The sequence below is a fragment of the Occallatibacter sp. genome (assembly GCF_049802275.1).
Lineage (GTDB): Bacteria > Acidobacteriota > Terriglobia > Terriglobales > Acidobacteriaceae > Telmatobacter.
Window position 1 is genome coordinate 1 of record NZ_JBARMD010000498.1, and the last position, 14321, is coordinate 14321.

Sequence of the window (14321 nt, forward strand, 5' to 3'; positions counted from 1 at the left end):
TCATTCAGCGTGGTTGCGCCGATCGCCCGCAATTCACCGCGCGCCAACGGCGGCTTCAACATATTGCTCGCGTCGATTGCGCCTTCCGCCGCACCTGCGCCAACCAATGTGTGCAGCTCGTCGATGAACAAAACGATCTGTCCATTCGACTCCTCGATTTCCTTCAGCACTGCTTTCAGGCGGTCCTCAAATTCGCCGCGGTACTTGGCCCCAGCCAGCATCGATCCAAGGTCGAGCGAGATCACGCGCTTCTCACGCAGGCTCTCCGGCACGTCTCCCGAAACGATGCGCCGCGCCAATCCTTCCACAATCGCGGTCTTGCCTACGCCCGGTTCGCCGATCAGCACTGGATTATTCTTCGTGCGCCTGCTCAGCACCTGGATCACACGACGGATCTCTTCGTCGCGCCCGATCACAGGATCAAGCTTGCCCCGACGCGCCAGCTCGGTAAGGTCCTTGGCGTATTTCTCAAGCGCCTGAAATTTGCCCTCAGGATTCTGGTCAGTCACGCGCTGCGATCCCCGCACGGCGGTCAGCGCCTGCAGTATGGCTTCATGCGTAGCGCCAACGGCCAGCAGTGCATCCCGGGCAGCGTCGCCCTTCTGGTGCGCCACGCCCAGCAACAGGTGCTCGGTCGAAATGTACTCATCCTTGAAATTCGCAGCCTCGCGAAACGCCTGGTCCAGCACCTTGGTGAGCGCATTGCTCGGGCCAGGCTGCGTTGAGGCACCCTGCACGCGAGGCAGTTTCTCCTCGAGCTGGTGCAGATTGCTCTCCAGCCGCTCTGTGGGAACGCCGATCTTTTCAAGCACCGCCGGAATTACTCCCTCGCGGTCCTCAATGAGCGCAAGCAGCAAATGCACCGGCTGGATCTCGGGATTGCCGAGCTCCGCCGCGCGTCCCTGCGCCTGCTGCATCGCCTCTTGCGATTTCACGGTCAGTTTTTCCCAGCGAATTGCCATATAATTCAGCTCCTAGCCACTAGCTTCCAGCCTCTAGCTTGCTCTTCAAAGGCAAAAAGTGCAGCTCAATAGCAAGAGATTTGATTTTCATCGTCCGCGTTGCAGAAACAATTGCGCCGGGGCGGCAGACCACGACCCCGGCGCTCTCGGTCATTCATTGAAGCTGGCCACAGTACAAACAAGCTAAGAGCTAAAAGCTAGCGGCTAAAAGCTCGGTCTTTACCGTGCTCCAACCAGTTCCTGTTCTTCCTTCTTGCCTTCCAGCTTGCTCTGGCCGCCGACATTTACCTTAATCTGCTTCGGCTGCGCTTCAGGCTTCTTGTTCAGTTCCAGCTTCAGAACCCCGGCGTTGTAGCTGGCCTGCACGTTCTCTGGGTCCACTGTCGAGGGAAGCGTGAAGGCGCGATAGAAGCTGCCGTAGCGCCGCTCGATCCGATGGAAGTTCTCTTCCTTCTCGTCCTTCTCAAGTTTGCGCTCACCTTTCACGGTCAGCGTGTTGTTTTCGACCCGAATGTCCAGGTCTTTCTCTTCCATGCCGGGAACTTCGAGCTTCAGAACGACCTTCTTGGCGTCTTCATAGATATCGACAGCCGGAACAAAGCTGGCAGTCGTTAACGGGTTGTCGCCTTCGTTCATTTCGCGGAACAGTGAGTTCACGCGATTCTGCAGTGCGATGACATCGCGAAAGGGGTCCCAACGTGTAATTGGCATGATTGTGTGTCCTCCAACTGATTTAGGGATGTTGGCTGGGGCTTCGACCCAACCCTACAGTCAATCTGATGACACTATAGCACGACAGATTCATAAAATATGAGCGTAATACACTAATATTGTGCACGTAAGCGTAAACAGCTAAAAGCCTGTGAGAGCGTCAGACATTCAGGTGCCATGGATGAGCAACAGCCGGAAAAGGTCGTCCGCGATCTCTGATTCTTCGGTTCGAGGCCGCTCCGCCAAGAGCGTTCGATGGCGAAGGCGGTGGGGCCTCTAGAATCAAAAGAGATGACCCTCCTGTCCGGCCTTCCCTCCTACATGGATTGGCACTGGCTTTGGCTAACCATTGCGGCTTTTCTCGCCGGAGTGCTGAATGCCGTCGCGGGTGGAGGATCGTTTCTGCTGTTTCCGGCAATGCTGGGCATGAAAATGCTCCCAATCCAGGCCAACGCAACCAACACGGTAGCCCTTTGGCCGGGCCAGCTCACGTCAGTTGCGGCCTACCGCGCAGACGTTCGCAGGAATCTTGGTGTGGCGATTCCGATGGCGGTTGCCGGGCTGATTGGCGGAACGGGCGGGGCTCTCGTGCTCCTCAACACTCCCCAGATGACGTTCCTGCACCTCGTACCTTGGCTGCTTCTCGTAGCAGCAGTCATCTTCGCGCTCAGCGGCCCGGTCTCGCGTTGGCTTGAACACCGCAAATTCCAACGCAATCACACGCCTCAAACAGGCGACGTGCATCGACCTCATATGACAGCGGTGTTCATCGGAACGGTTGCAGTCTGCTTCTATATCGGCTACTTCGGGGCCGGCGCCGGGTTCCTCATCATCACGCTGCTCTCGCTTTTCGGCTACCAGGATCTGAACGAGATCAATGCGCTTAAAGTCGTGTCCACCACGATGGCCAACGGCATCGCCTTCGTGCTCTTCGTCATCAACGGACAGGTTGTGTGGCGCTACTGCCTGCTCGCCATGGTCACGTGTGCGATCGGTGGATATACCTCGGCAAGCCTGGCGCGCAGGATTCCGCAGGCCGTCCTGCGCCTGACCGTTGTGCTGATTGGATTGGGCATGGCGGCGTGGTTCTTCTACCGGAACAGCTCATAGGAAGTTCAATGTTTTGAGTTCAAAGTTTTCAGTTCCCAACTGCGAACTACCAACTCAGAACTACGAACTAAAATAGAGTCATGAGTCACGAAGGCATTCGATTCGTAAACAAAGAGGAGCAGGCCGGGCACGAAGATGCCGAAAAGCCGCTCGCTCGAATTGCCGTCACTCCCGACAAAGTGCGTGTGAAGATCACCGAGGGCACAGGACTCGAGATCGACTGGCAGGACGGGCACAAAAGCGCGTGGAACTTCGCCTGGCTTCGCGATGCGTGCCCATGCGCCACATGCATTGACGAACGCAAGGCCCAGGGCCGCAAAGCGGGCCAGCCCAAGCCCAAGCCAACTGCCCTGCTGCCGCTGTATACCCCATCAGCCAAACCCGCGAGCGCGCACGGAGTAGGCCGTTATGCCCTTCAATTCAACTGGGCAGACGGTCACTCCGGCGGCATCTATTCATGGGATTATCTGCGCCGTCACTGCCAGTGCGCAGAGTGCAAATTCGAAGCGCCCGAGAGCATGGGCACGCCCAACTAATCGCGGCCTGTGATAGCGCAATCCACACATATTGCAGGAAGTTATAAGTTACTGCCGGTACTGAAGATTCGCACCTTTTTCTCGAATTCTGAAGAGACTGCATGGTACAGTTGCTTTCCAGAACCCAGGGAGGCGCACGTGAGTCTTAAGCAATTCCTTGCCAAGCAGTTCATCGACGTCATTCAGTGGAACGAGCAGGAAGATGGAATGCTCGCCTACCGGTATCCCATGCAGGACATGGAGATTCAGAATGGCGGCCAGCTTACCGTTCGCGAGTCCCAGGTGGCGCTCTTCGTCAACGAAGGCAAAGTCGCCGATGTCTTTTCACCCGGGTTGCATACGCTTACAACGCGCAACCTCCCCGTACTTACAGACCTGATGAACTGGGACAAGGACTTCGAATCTCCGTTCAAGTCGGACGTATATTTCTTCTCCACCCGGCTGCAGATCGATCAAAAGTGGGGCACGGCAACGCCCATCACCATCCGCGACAAGGAATTTGGTGCTGTGCGCCTGCGCGGTTACGGCATCTACTCCTATCGCATCTCCGACCCTCGCACCTTCTTCACCCAGGTGAGCGGCACGCGGGACGCTTTCTACGCCTCCCAGCTCGACGGCCAGTTGCACAACACCGTCGTCGCTCGCATGACCGACATCTTCGCCAACAGCGATGTCGCTTATCTGGATATGGCGGCCAAGCAATCTACTTTGGGAGCCCAAATTGCCGAAGAGATGAAGCCGGCCTTCGCGGCGCTGGGTCTCGAGTTGACCCAATTCGTCGTCGAGAGCATTTCAATGCCGGACGACCTGCAGGAAATCATCGATCAGCGGATCGGAGTAGGAATGGCTGGAGATATTGGACGCTACACCCAGTTTGAAGCGGCGCAGGCTCTGGAACTGGCCGCGGCGAACACCGGTGGAACCGCAGGCATGGGCGTGGGAATCGGCGCGGGAGCGGCAATGGCCCAGGCCATGATGTCCCCGATCAAACCGATCGCAAGTACTTCGGCTCCCGCATCGGTCGGCGCAGTCCGGTATTGCATGGAGTGCGGAAAGGCCATACCGGAAGGTGCGAAGTTCTGCCCGGGGTGCGGAAGGGCGCAATGAACTGTCCGTCCTGCGGCGCCCCGATGCACCTGGCAGCGGGCAGCGATTACATGCAATGCGAGTTCTGCAAGAACATCCACATTGCAGATCCCGACGACGAAGGTGTTCGTCTTACTGAAGAACCGTCGGCGCTCTCGTGCCCCATTTGCGGTGATCCGCTCTGGAACGCAACCCTTACCGGGGTGCGGCTCCAATCTTGCCGGAAGTGCCGCGGCATGCTTATCCCCATGGAGACGTTCGTCGACCTGATTGAGCAATTAAAGGCGAAGCAGGGCGACGCGGTGGCGACTCCGAAGAGAGCAGCTCCCAATGAATTGCGCCGGACCATCAATTGCCCGAAATGCCATCGGCCGATGGAGGCGCACTTCTATCTCGGCGGAGGCAGCGTGGTCATCGACGGCTGCGACCCGTGCTGCCTCAACTGGCTCGATCACGGCGAATTGATGCGCATCGTGCGCGCCCCCGACTAGGGGCACAAGAAACATGCCCTGAGAGCAATCGACAATCAATCGTGAATTTCGCGTTCGTCGAGCAACCGGCGTTCTTCTGACTTTTCGATCTCCTCAATCAGCTGCAGGAGTTGCTCGCGCTTGCGGTCGCTCAGGTCAAGAAAGCGAATACCCACATTGAATGGGTCGTAGATGGCTTGCGTCACGCCTCCCAGGCGAAACGGCAGGCCCTCGACGCGAAACTCAACCTCCACCCGCCTGAAAACCCCAACAGGGAATCGTCTGTCGGTCAGAATGTGACAGCCACCGGGGCTCAAGTCGATAATGCGCCCATTCACATCCGCCGCCAGGTTGATCAGGTGAATGACAGCGTTCGTCTCGATTTCATGTCTTGGTTCAAAACGCCGTCGTATCCGCCCAGCAGGAGAAAGGGACTCCGCGAGAATCTCTCGTGAAGAGTCCGGACCTGGGTTTATCGCGCGCCTCCGGTCATCTGCCACGCCTGTAACTCCCCTCGCTCGAGTGCGAGGACAGCTCTAGTGGCCGCTAGCCAATTCCCAGGGCCTCTTCGGTGCCGGAGCCTCGTCTTCTCGTCCGCGCAGGCGGTCGTACTCATACACGTCACTCGTTGTACCGAGCGACTCGTTATAGAGGCTTGTCCCGCCCGTCAGTTGCGTCAATTCCTCGCTGAACGCGTGAATGGCATGCAATTGAGCCGCCGTTGCGGGCAATTCATATTGGGAAGTCTTAATGAACTTCTGATAACCTCTGTCAAGCAGCCGCGCCACCTCGCCACGCACCAGGATGCCGGGGTGCTCGGCAAATGCAACCGGTCCGCTCCCATTGTTGCGGGCGGGGACAACCACTGCTGCAACCCCGGATTTGCTCACCAGCATTCCACCTTGAACATCTTTGAACGCGGAAACGTCGAAGCCGTGTGCGCGAAGGGCTTCAAGAGCCTGGTCAAAACTCGGATGGATGGTCTCTCTGGGCATAATTGATTCTCTATTTGCGAAGATAGGTAAGGCTGGTTCCTCTTCAAATCTCGCACACCCGGAGCTATCCCCGCAATCGATGTCCTTTGGGGTCAAACTCGTTCTTCCCGCATCGCCCCTCCAACCCATCTCGCACGGGTCGCCAATATGAGCATATTGCGCATGAAAAAGTCCGCTTTCAACGAACTTCACTCGCACGGCGAGGAGGCCTATCCGCATGAATGTTGCGGAGTCCTTGTCGGGCGCGCAGACACTGAAGGATGGATCGTCGCATATGCAGTTCGTGCCGACAACAGCCGGACAGACTCGCCGCGGAACCGCTACGCCATTGCTCCTCTGGAACTCGTGAAGATCTTGCGCGAGGCCCGAAGTCGCAATCTCGAAATTGCCGGCTTCTATCATAGCCACCCCGATCACCCGGCACTGTGGTCGCAGACTGACCTGGAGGAGGCGCACTGGCTGGGGTGTTCTTACCTCATAACCGAGGTCGCTGAAGGACGCGCGGTGGTGACGAATTCGTTTGTCCTCTCGGGCACGAAGGAAGAGGACAAGCAGTTCGTTCCAGAAAGAATTGAACTCCTGGACTGATGAACCCCAGGCCTGCATCGCGCTGAAACCAAAGCGTCCTTCGTTCTGAAATGGCTCCGGCTAGTCTGAGCCGTTTCTGTTTTTGTTAACCTGTAAAGGTAGCCTGGAAGCAATTCCTCATTGCGGCAACACTAGCATCGATTCGCATTCGAATTCCAGGACGCTTTCCGAATCCAAGTACGATCGAGAACTGACTGACCATGGCGACTGCAACCGAATCTACTCCGCTGCCCGAGCTGACCACCGACGACCTCTCGCGCTACTCGCGCCACCTGATCCTGCCCGAAGTCGGCATGGAAGGTCAGCGCAAACTGAAAGCCGCGCGCGTGCTGTGCGTGGGAACCGGCGGATTGGGTTCTCCCCTTGCGCTGTATTTGGCCGCGGCTGGAATCGGCACGCTGGGATTGGTCGACTTCGACGTGGTAGACGCCAGCAACCTGCAGCGTCAGATCATCCACTCGACAAGAGACATTGGGCGAAAGAAACTCGACTCCGCGGCGGAGAAACTCATTGCGCTTAATCCCGCACTCAACGTCGTCAAGCACGAAACGATGCTCTCGAGTGCCAACGCACTGGAGATTCTCAAGGACTACGACATCGTTGCCGACGGAACCGACAATTTCCCCACGCGCTACCTCGTCAACGATGCCTGCGTGCTGCTGGGCAAACCGAACGCCTACGGATCGATCTTCAGGTTTGAAGGGCAGGCCAGCGTGTTCGCGACCAGGGAGGGGCCATGCTACCGCTGCCTCTATCCCGAGCCTCCACCTCCGGGCCTGGTTCCAAGTTGCGCCGAAGGCGGAGTGTTGGGGATTCTACCCGGCCTGGTCGGCGTAATCCAGGCAACCGAAGTCATCAAGCTGATTCTCGGCAAAGGCAGCCCGCTCATCGGCCGGCTGCTTTTAGTGGATGCGCTTGGCATGCGTTTCCGCGAATTGAAGCTGCGCAAAAATCCTGAGTGCCCCGTTTGCGGCGAGAACCCGACAGTCAAGGAATTGATCGATTACCAGCACTTCTGCGGTATCGTTCCCGAATCGAAAGAGGAGAGCGCTGTGAAGAATGGCATTCCGCAGTTGAGCGTCAAGGAACTGAAGCACCGCATCGATGCCGGCGAGGACGTTTTTATCCTCGACGTCCGCGAGCCGTACGAATATCAGATCGCGCAGATTGGCGGAAAGCTGATTCCGCAAAATGATGTCCCGCAGCGCCTCGCCGAAATTCCTCGCGATCGCGAGATCGTCGTGCAATGCCGCTCAGGCGCGCGCTCCCAGCGTATCGCAGAATTCCTGAAGCAATCAGGGTATACACAGGTCGTAAATCTTGCTGGCGGCATTCTCGCGTGGAGCGTCGAAATCGACCCCGGGGTTCAGAAATACTGAGCGATCAGCAGAGATGCAGTCCGCTGAAAGCGAAACCCCCGTTGCGGATGCCTATCGTGCGATCTCCATCGGGCCAGCCTTGCTCGGTTCCGCTGGTTTCCCGTTCTCTTCCATCTTGCCGAATATCATTTTGCCGCTGGCGGTTTGCAGCACGCTCGTCACCGAGATTTCAACCGCCCGGCCGATCATCTTGCGGGCGTGATCGACAACCACCATGGTGCCATCATCCAGATAGCCGACACCCTGGTTGTACTCCTTGCCTTCCTTGAGAATGAGCACATTCATCTTTTCGCCGGGCAGCACAACAGGCTTGAGCGCGTTGGCAAGGTCGTTGATGTTGAGGACTTCGACGTGATGAAGATGGGCCACCTTGTTCAGGTTGAAATCATTGGTGACAACCTTGGCTTCCCATTTTTTGGCTAGTTCCAGCAGCTTGAGATCAACTTCCCGGATCGACGGAAAGTCATCCGGAACAATCTGCACCTGGATATTGGTGTTGGACTGCATGCGTTGCAGCATGTCCAGCCCGCGTCGCCCGCGCTGTCGCTTTGAACCGTCAGTTGAGTCGGCCACAATTTGCAACTCGCGTAAAACAAACTCAGGGACGACCATCATCCCATCGATAAAACCCGCTTCGGCGATATCGGCAATGCGCCCATCGATGATCACGCTGGTATCGAGCACCTTCGCGCTCTTTCGGGTTGGACGATCGCCGGCAAACCACGTGCCAAAAGCGGATGGATTGAGCAGATCGCCCTTGCTCGCGCCAACCAGCAGGCCCACATAGGTCATCAGCAGCAGAACAAAGATCTGCAGCACCGCCGATGTAGACGAGTTAAGTGGGGCTGAGCGGAGCACGAGGCAGAAGAGCGCTGCGCCAAATATGCCCAGCACACTTCCGGCAACGGCCCCGACGAGCCGGCGCAGGCTAAGGGCGCGCACGCGAAATTCAAACACGATTACTGCGCACGCAGCCAACCCGCCGCCCACTGCTCCTGCCCAACCGGTTACGCCGAAGGGATGAAGGAAGTAGCAAACTCCGGACAATAAGGCAACAAAAAGAAAACGAACAAGAATGAGATCCATAACGCCTGCTTCCACTGGTGGGAAAGAACATATACCAGTTTGCGCACCGTTGGAGAGTATGCCCACCGGCCTGTTCAATCGTCAAGTGGGCATGGCAATCGCAAACGCACCAATGACATTGCATTGCGATTACCTCCGGGGAGGTGAACCAGCAGCGGGAGTCGCCGCCCCGGATCCAATCGATGTCAGGAGGCGACCGCCAGTTCGGCGTTGACCAGGCGCGAAACCCCCTTGCGGGGTCCACGCTTTCGGGCGCTCATAATCTTCACGCGCTCCAGCAATTCCTGCGGAGAGCAGGTCTTTTTAGCCAGCAGGGCATCAGCTCCATGAATCTGGCCATTCATTTTTTGGGGATCGCCCAGAATCACCATAGGGACATGGGAGGCGATTTGCTTCAATTTTAAGACAAGCTGATCGCCGTTCATCTGGGGCATGGCATGGTCCGCCAGAACCAGATCAATTTGGTTGTCGGCAAAAAGGGCGATCGCCTCCTGGCCGTTGCTGGCCGATAGCACACGGTAACCGTTTGTTACCAGCATGAACTTCAGGACAGATAGATCCTGCTCGTTGTCGTCTACGCAAAGAATAACTTTCTTAGGCCTCATGTTAAGGGTCCTACTCCTGTCGTTAGATTTTTTTAGACCCGTTCCGAGGCGCACAGCAGCGGTGCCCGCTTGTTGGTCGGGCAAGGCTCGTCGGGTCCGGGGCCGGCGGCCACAAGCGGAGTTCCTGTCCCGGGAATCGAGGCACACAAGACCGACCGAGTGGCGCACAGTAAGGAGTGCGACCCCCCAGACGCCCTTCGTCTGCAATCAATCCGTAAGAGGGGAGACCTCGCTGCGGTCAGATTGTGTTTGAAGCCGTTATGAAATCCGGAAAAATTCCGGCTGAACTTTCGTTCAATGCTTGGGCAAGAGTACGGAGAGCGGAATCATGTGAAAAGAGGGAACAGGAAGCGAAACTCAACATGAAAACCATCTTGCAACAAAGGAAAAACCGCCAGAATGAACATAGAAAGTAACTTGGCTTGATTAAATTCTGTTGAAAGCTTGTGTATTACGGCAGGAAAAGCTGACCCTTTGCAACGCGAACAGTGCTGCCTCCAACGCGCACATCGCTTACCTTGCCTGAAATGAGATCGGCACCGAGAAATAAATCGCTTGCGCGGCCAATCTCAACCCCCTGCTTAACGTGGATTTGTTGCCGCGGAGCGACGATGCCGTGGCCAACCAGGTAGCTGATGGCGCATCCGGCCGCCGAGCCCGTGGCTGGATCCTCGCCGCCGTAAAATTGCATCCGCGCTCTCCACGCTGGATCGCCGCCGGTCGGTCCAAGAACATAAAACCAGCGGCCCCCTTTTTCGCGGAGATACTTTGTCGCTTCCTCGTGGTCGACCCTGAGGTGCGCAAGCGCTTCGTGCGAACGCAGCGTGACGATCGCGAAGGCCGTGCCCGTTGAGACGACCTGGGGGGGAGCAGCGGCGTGAAAGTCGCTCGTGTTCAGCCCCGTCAGGCGAGCGACCGTTTTCGGCTCAAGCTGCGCGCCAAACTCGGGATCGCGCTGGATCATCTCCCCGTAGAGGCTATGGTGATTGAAGCGTACGGGAACAGATCCAACGTTCAGAGCCAGTCGAACGGTGTTGTCATGAAGCGTCTCTGGGGCCGAGAGCTTGAGCACGCTGGCCGTCCCCAGGGTTGGATGGCCGGCAAATGGCAGCTCTTCCTGGGTTGTGAAGATGCGCACGCGCACTCCTTCACTTTTTTCGGTCTCCAGGTCGCGGCGCTGAATAAAAGTGGTCTCAGACAGATTGAACTCGCGTGCAATGGCCTGCATGCGTTCGGTCGCAAGCCCCACGGTGTCAAACACGACCGCGAGTCCGTTGCCTTTGAGGGCGATCTCTGTAAATACGTCGACAACCTGATAATCGAGTGCCTGGCTGGGAGAGGCGAAGGTGGCCATGCCCCATTATGAATGGAGACGCCCTTTCGCACGATGCTTCAGAGCGTGATCAAGGGGGGCGGGATGCGCGTTCCGGAGTTTTCGATGAAGCTGCGCATGCGTCGGGCCTCCGCGCGCTGGACAGCTATCAACAGCATATGGCGACGGATGTGATCGCCATGACGAAGATGCGCGAGTTGGGCTTCGTCACTCTCTGCGTCCTTCTCCAGACGTACGATACGTTCTTCAATCAGGGCACGGAACCGCGAGCTGATCCCGAATCCCTCGCGAGAATCTGGGGCAGCGTCTTCCACAGGCATCACAAACTCCAGGCGGCGAGATCCGTTGAAATAAATTGCACAATAAACTCAAGTTGTCTCTGCCACCGCCGATGGTAGCGATGAGCATCCGTCCGCGCCAGATTACGAGGTAGCGAAACTAGGGTAATCGCATTGCCCCAAAAAACGACGAGGCTGGAGAGTTACTCCCAGCCTCTCATTTGCGCCGCATCGTCGAAATCAGCGACTCATGCCGCTGCCAGCGCCCTGCTGCGGAGCGGCGATCACTGCGACAACCATGCGGGTCCCTTCATCGAGATGAATGTCCCGCCGTGCGCCGAGGAGCAATCCGGATGCGTTCGAAAAGGGCAGCCCATTGATGTCGTTCGCCAGCAGAACTCCCGGGATTGACGTGGTGCGAATCGCAACATTCCCGTTGCGCGCCACAATGCTGCCCGGAGCGGGCATGCCCGATTGATCCGTCGTACCGGGTTGAGTCGTCGTATTCGACGCCGAGCCCGCTCGTTCATTGTTCAAGCCCGGTCGATCATTGCTCTGGTTCATGCTGCCGTTCGATCCGTTCATGCCCGGCGAGGAAGAGGGTGTGCTGGGTGGAGCGGGGTTCAGACCATTCGCGCTCGGGACGCTATTGTCCGTTCCGCTGCCCGTTGCGGGAGTGACTGACTGGATGACAGATTCGATCGCCAATGTCCTGCCGCCCTTCAACTCGGCGGTGTCAAACTGGATCGCGATCTGTGAGTTTTCTTTTCCGTCCCCGCGCGCCTGCACATTGGTGACGCGGCCGACCAATTTCGACCCCTTCGGAATATCCGCCCCACCAGCGAATTTCAAGTCTTCCCTGGTCTTCACCACCACACTGTCACCCTGCTTGGCAGACTTGGAATCGAGATTGTTCACCAATTCGCCCGTCACAGGCTTCAAGTCGGCGGCGGTCGCACTGCGCCTTGCGTCGATGGCATTCTGCTGCGATTGCCCGGCAGGAGCCGGGGCCGCGGGGGCCTGTTGTGTTTGCTGGTCCTGCTGCTGCGCTGGATGCTGCTGCGCGGGCTCCTGTTGGGCAGGCGAAGGGAAACTGGAAAAAGTGGCAAGCGCCACCGCGATTACTGTGGCTGCTTTTATGAAAAGGTCCTGCATTGATTCACCATCCGGGTCGGCCGTCGAGTTGCGGCGCGAGAAACTGCTTGCTCTGTTGTGGATGGCACGATGACTGCCAAAACTGGATAAGTGGGTAAATAAAACTCAAAAAGTTCCCATCGCAATCAAAACAGGACTCTTGAATTTTCAAATACTAGAGAGTTTGTTGCTGGAATAAATGCGAAACGAGCGAAGTTTGTGCGCAAACGTGTAAATTCTCGCGTGTATAAATTTCTGCTCTCGAGCTATCGACCCTCAGGCGCTGGCGCGTAGTAGCCCCGCCGCACCTGCACCTTCATATCGTCGCCCTTGCACTGCACGGAAATGTGGCGGAAGGTGCCGTCCTGTTTCGCGTTGGTGGGCGTATAACTAGCCAGATATTCGGTGCGGAGCTCTTCCTCGATCACTTGGAACGCAGCCTCGAGTTTCTTGCCATTGCTGCCCACGTTGATCAGGCGACCGCCGCTCTCCTCGGATATCTTCTTGGCTGCCGAGTAACCGTTGTAGCCAAAACCACCGTAGAAGCCGGGGTCTGCGATGAGTATCACGTAGATAATCGTGTTTGCCTTCTGCGCAGCGGCAATCGCTTCCTGTATCTTGTGGTCGCTGCCCTGGTCGTCGCCGTCGGTCAGGATGATCATTGCCTTGCGGCCGTTCTGCTGCGCCATCTTCTCATTCGAGGCGAGGTAGATGGCGTCGTAGAGCAGAGTGCCCTTTGGCCCCCCCTGGGTGGGGATGGTCCCGCCACCGAGGCCAGGGATGCCGGAACCGCCATTGCCGCCGGCAGTATTGATCTGCGCCTTGTCCATGGCGTGACTAAGCATGTGGGCGCTGTTGGTGAAGTCCTGCAGCAGGTCGACATTGACGTCAAAGGAGAGCAGAAACGCCTGGTCCTTTGATTTGAGTACGTTCTCAAGGAATTGGCTTCCCGCCTGCTGCTCCAGAGGCAGCACGTCGATCTGGCTCCCCGACGTGTCCAACAGAATACCCAGCGTCAGCGGCAGATGCGTTTCCGCGTTGAAGTTCTTCAGCGTCTGGGGAACCTTGTCTTCCGAAACCGCGCAATCGTCTTTGGTGAGATGAGGCACCAGTTCGCCCGACTTGGTCTTTACGGTAAAGAAGAGATCCACGAGGTTGACGTTGAGCTTGAGAGTGCCCATCGACTCTTCCTCGGGCGGTGCAGCGGGTGCGTTGCTCACCGGAGGAGCATCCGGCGAAGGAACAAGTTGCCCCCACGCTCCTGCGCAAACCAGCGGCAGGGCAAACGCTAATGCGACGAAAGTGCGGGTGACATGCATGCTGCTAGGTTTGACGAATAAATCGGTCTGAAAGAGAGCATAGCTTATCTCTTTCAAGCCGTTCAGGGCAAACCTGCGAGGCTCTGTCGCGTCTGATACTCTGACGGGTGCAGACCTTTCCGTCTCTTTGGCCGCGAAGGGGTGCATCTGCGGGGCCAAAAAACCGGCTGGCGCAGTGTCATATGGGAGGAAAGAATACCTGTGGACCTTGGCTTTAAATCACTGGCGCTGACCGCAATTCTGAGTTCGTCTTTGGGCCTCAGCCCGGCGGCCTTTGCCCAGACACAACCCCAGCAGGCTCCGGCTGACCAACAGGCGGTTCCGGATGCTCCAGCCCCACAGGCTCCTTCTTCTTTCAAGGGTTTTGGCCCCGTGACTCCGGGTAGCGGCTCGGCATCCACTGCGGCCACTTCGAATCCTTCCAGCACTTCAAGCACTTCGACGGATGTGCCGCGGCAGGCACCCTCCACCCAGCCGCCGCCCAGCCAGACCAAAGACGTCCAGACCACCCCGCCGGAGACGATGACTCCGGAGGACATTGGGTCGAGGCTCGTCGTGAACACCACCTACGTCGAAGTCCCGGTCACAGTGAAAGACTCCAAAGGCAAGCCCATCGCAGGGTTGACCTGGCGTGATTTCAGGGTTTACGAAAACGACACGTGGGAGCCCCTCAAAATATTCACCGTTGACCCGGCTCCCTTGTCGATCGCGTTTGTCATCGACCAGAGC

Annotated in this window: 16 protein-coding genes and 1 pseudogene; 7 read left to right on the forward strand and 10 right to left on the reverse strand. The window is 57.5% G+C overall.

The annotated features are described in order from the left end of the window. The coding region (locus WA354_RS17285; protein WP_472814270.1) for a Clp protease N-terminal domain-containing protein at window positions 1-962 on the reverse strand (962 nt) is incomplete at its 3' end. Between the two features lie 219 nt (window positions 963-1181). After that, complete coding sequence (locus WA354_RS17290; protein WP_472814271.1) at window positions 1182-1673, reverse strand: Hsp20/alpha crystallin family protein; 492 nt, start codon at window positions 1671-1673, stop codon at window positions 1182-1184. Window positions 1674-1964: 291 nt separating this feature from the next. Here WA354_RS17290 and WA354_RS17295 point away from each other — a divergent pair, with 291 nt between their 5' ends. From WA354_RS17295 to WA354_RS17310, 4 genes are all read left to right on the forward strand, one after another. Then, a complete protein-coding gene (locus WA354_RS17295; RefSeq protein ID WP_472814272.1) occupies window positions 1965-2783 on the forward strand; it encodes a sulfite exporter TauE/SafE family protein in 819 nt (272 codons plus the stop codon). An 80-nt stretch (window positions 2784-2863) separates the two neighbouring features. Beyond that, window positions 2864-3319, forward strand: a complete 456-nt coding sequence (locus tag WA354_RS17300; protein WP_472814273.1) for a DUF971 domain-containing protein — start codon at window positions 2864-2866, stop codon at window positions 3317-3319. A gap of 138 nt (window positions 3320-3457) precedes the next feature. Next, window positions 3458-4426: an SPFH domain-containing protein gene (locus WA354_RS17305; RefSeq protein ID WP_472814274.1), complete on the forward strand. Its 969-nt coding sequence runs from the start codon at window positions 3458-3460 to the stop codon at window positions 4424-4426. Then, the gene (locus WA354_RS17310; RefSeq protein WP_472814275.1) at window positions 4423-4896 is read left to right on the forward strand and encodes a zf-TFIIB domain-containing protein; all 474 of its coding nucleotides are present in this window, start codon (window positions 4423-4425) and stop codon (window positions 4894-4896) included. Before WA354_RS17305 ends, WA354_RS17310 begins: the two co-directional genes overlap by 4 nt. Window positions 4897-4931: 35 nt before the next feature. Here WA354_RS17310 and WA354_RS17315 read toward each other — a convergent pair whose 3' ends face one another. Together WA354_RS17315 and WA354_RS17320 are read right to left on the reverse strand one after the other, a co-directional pair. Then, window positions 4932-5375 (reverse strand): PilZ domain-containing protein, encoded by a 444-nt coding sequence (locus WA354_RS17315; protein ID WP_472814276.1) that lies wholly within the window; start codon window positions 5373-5375, stop codon window positions 4932-4934. 36 nt (window positions 5376-5411) lie between these two features. Continuing rightward, window positions 5412-5870 carry a hypothetical protein gene (locus WA354_RS17320; RefSeq protein WP_472814277.1) on the reverse strand — a complete coding sequence of 153 codons (459 nt, stop codon included), beginning with the start codon at window positions 5868-5870 and terminating at the stop codon, window positions 5412-5414. Window positions 5871-6032: 162 nt separating this feature from the next. On the opposite strand from WA354_RS17320, the gene WA354_RS17325 reads away from it, so the two are divergent. Together WA354_RS17325 and moeB are read left to right on the forward strand one after the other, a co-directional pair. Further along, window positions 6033-6458 (forward strand): M67 family metallopeptidase, encoded by a 426-nt coding sequence (locus WA354_RS17325; RefSeq protein ID WP_472814278.1) that lies wholly within the window; start codon window positions 6033-6035, stop codon window positions 6456-6458. Window positions 6459-6658: 200 nt separating this feature from the next. Then, on the forward strand, window positions 6659-7837 hold the full coding sequence (gene moeB, locus WA354_RS17330; RefSeq protein ID WP_472814279.1) for a molybdopterin-synthase adenylyltransferase MoeB: 1179 nt from the start codon (window positions 6659-6661) through the stop codon (window positions 7835-7837). Between the two features lie 51 nt (window positions 7838-7888). Here moeB and WA354_RS17335 read toward each other — a convergent pair whose 3' ends face one another. The 6 genes from WA354_RS17335 to WA354_RS17360 all read right to left on the reverse strand — a co-directional run bounded on the left by WA354_RS17335 (window position 7889) and on the right by WA354_RS17360 (window position 13649). After that, window positions 7889-8923 carry a PIN/TRAM domain-containing protein gene (locus WA354_RS17335; RefSeq protein WP_472814280.1) on the reverse strand — a complete coding sequence of 345 codons (1035 nt, stop codon included), beginning with the start codon at window positions 8921-8923 and terminating at the stop codon, window positions 7889-7891. Window positions 8924-9108: 185 nt separating this feature from the next. Then, a complete protein-coding gene (locus tag WA354_RS17340) occupies window positions 9109-9528 on the reverse strand; it encodes a response regulator (protein WP_472814285.1) in 420 nt (139 codons plus the stop codon). 451 nt (window positions 9529-9979) lie between these two features. Then, window positions 9980-10882 carry a PhzF family phenazine biosynthesis protein gene (locus tag WA354_RS17345; protein ID WP_472814281.1) on the reverse strand — a complete coding sequence of 301 codons (903 nt, stop codon included), beginning with the start codon at window positions 10880-10882 and terminating at the stop codon, window positions 9980-9982. A 38-nt stretch (window positions 10883-10920) separates the two neighbouring features. Continuing rightward, window positions 10921-11181, reverse strand: coding sequence for a hypothetical protein (locus WA354_RS17350; RefSeq protein ID WP_472814282.1), 261 nt, complete (start codon window positions 11179-11181; stop codon window positions 10921-10923). Between the two features lie 198 nt (window positions 11182-11379). Continuing rightward, window positions 11380-12294 carry a hypothetical protein gene (locus WA354_RS17355; RefSeq protein WP_472814283.1) on the reverse strand — a complete coding sequence of 305 codons (915 nt, stop codon included), beginning with the start codon at window positions 12292-12294 and terminating at the stop codon, window positions 11380-11382. A gap of 245 nt (window positions 12295-12539) precedes the next feature. Beyond that, complete coding sequence (locus WA354_RS17360) at window positions 12540-13649, reverse strand: VWA domain-containing protein (RefSeq protein ID WP_472814284.1); 1110 nt, start codon at window positions 13647-13649, stop codon at window positions 12540-12542. Between the two features lie 144 nt (window positions 13650-13793). Between WA354_RS17360 and WA354_RS17365 the strand changes: the two are divergent. Next, window positions 13794-14321: pseudogene (locus WA354_RS17365) on the forward strand (hypothetical protein); the annotation flags it as partial.

Bases quoted from the DNA above. Each gene is read 5' to 3' on its own strand.
- WA354_RS17290 (WP_472814271.1), bottom strand. From the start codon at position 1,673: ATGCCAATTACACGTTGGGACCCCTTTCGCGATGTCATCGCACTGCAG.
- WA354_RS17295 (WP_472814272.1), top strand. From the start codon at position 1,965: ATGACCCTCCTGTCCGGCCTTCCCTCCTACATGGATTGGCACTGGCTT.
- WA354_RS17300 (WP_472814273.1), top strand. From the start codon at position 2,864: ATGAGTCACGAAGGCATTCGATTCGTAAACAAAGAGGAGCAGGCCGGG.
- WA354_RS17310 (WP_472814275.1), top strand. From the start codon at position 4,423: ATGAACTGTCCGTCCTGCGGCGCCCCGATGCACCTGGCAGCGGGCAGC.
- WA354_RS17320 (WP_472814277.1), bottom strand. From the start codon at position 5,870: ATGCCCAGAGAGACCATCCATCCGAGTTTTGACCAGGCTCTTGAAGCC.
- WA354_RS17325 (WP_472814278.1), top strand. From the start codon at position 6,033: ATGAAAAAGTCCGCTTTCAACGAACTTCACTCGCACGGCGAGGAGGCC.
- moeB (WP_472814279.1), top strand. From the start codon at position 6,659: ATGGCGACTGCAACCGAATCTACTCCGCTGCCCGAGCTGACCACCGAC.
- WA354_RS17335 (WP_472814280.1), bottom strand. From the start codon at position 8,923: ATGGATCTCATTCTTGTTCGTTTTCTTTTTGTTGCCTTATTGTCCGGA.
- WA354_RS17340 (WP_472814285.1), bottom strand. From the start codon at position 9,528: ATGAGGCCTAAGAAAGTTATTCTTTGCGTAGACGACAACGAGCAGGAT.
- WA354_RS17345 (WP_472814281.1), bottom strand. From the start codon at position 10,882: ATGGCCACCTTCGCCTCTCCCAGCCAGGCACTCGATTATCAGGTTGTC.
- WA354_RS17350 (WP_472814282.1), bottom strand. From the start codon at position 11,181: ATGCCTGTGGAAGACGCTGCCCCAGATTCTCGCGAGGGATTCGGGATC.
- WA354_RS17355 (WP_472814283.1), bottom strand. From the start codon at position 12,294: ATGCAGGACCTTTTCATAAAAGCAGCCACAGTAATCGCGGTGGCGCTT.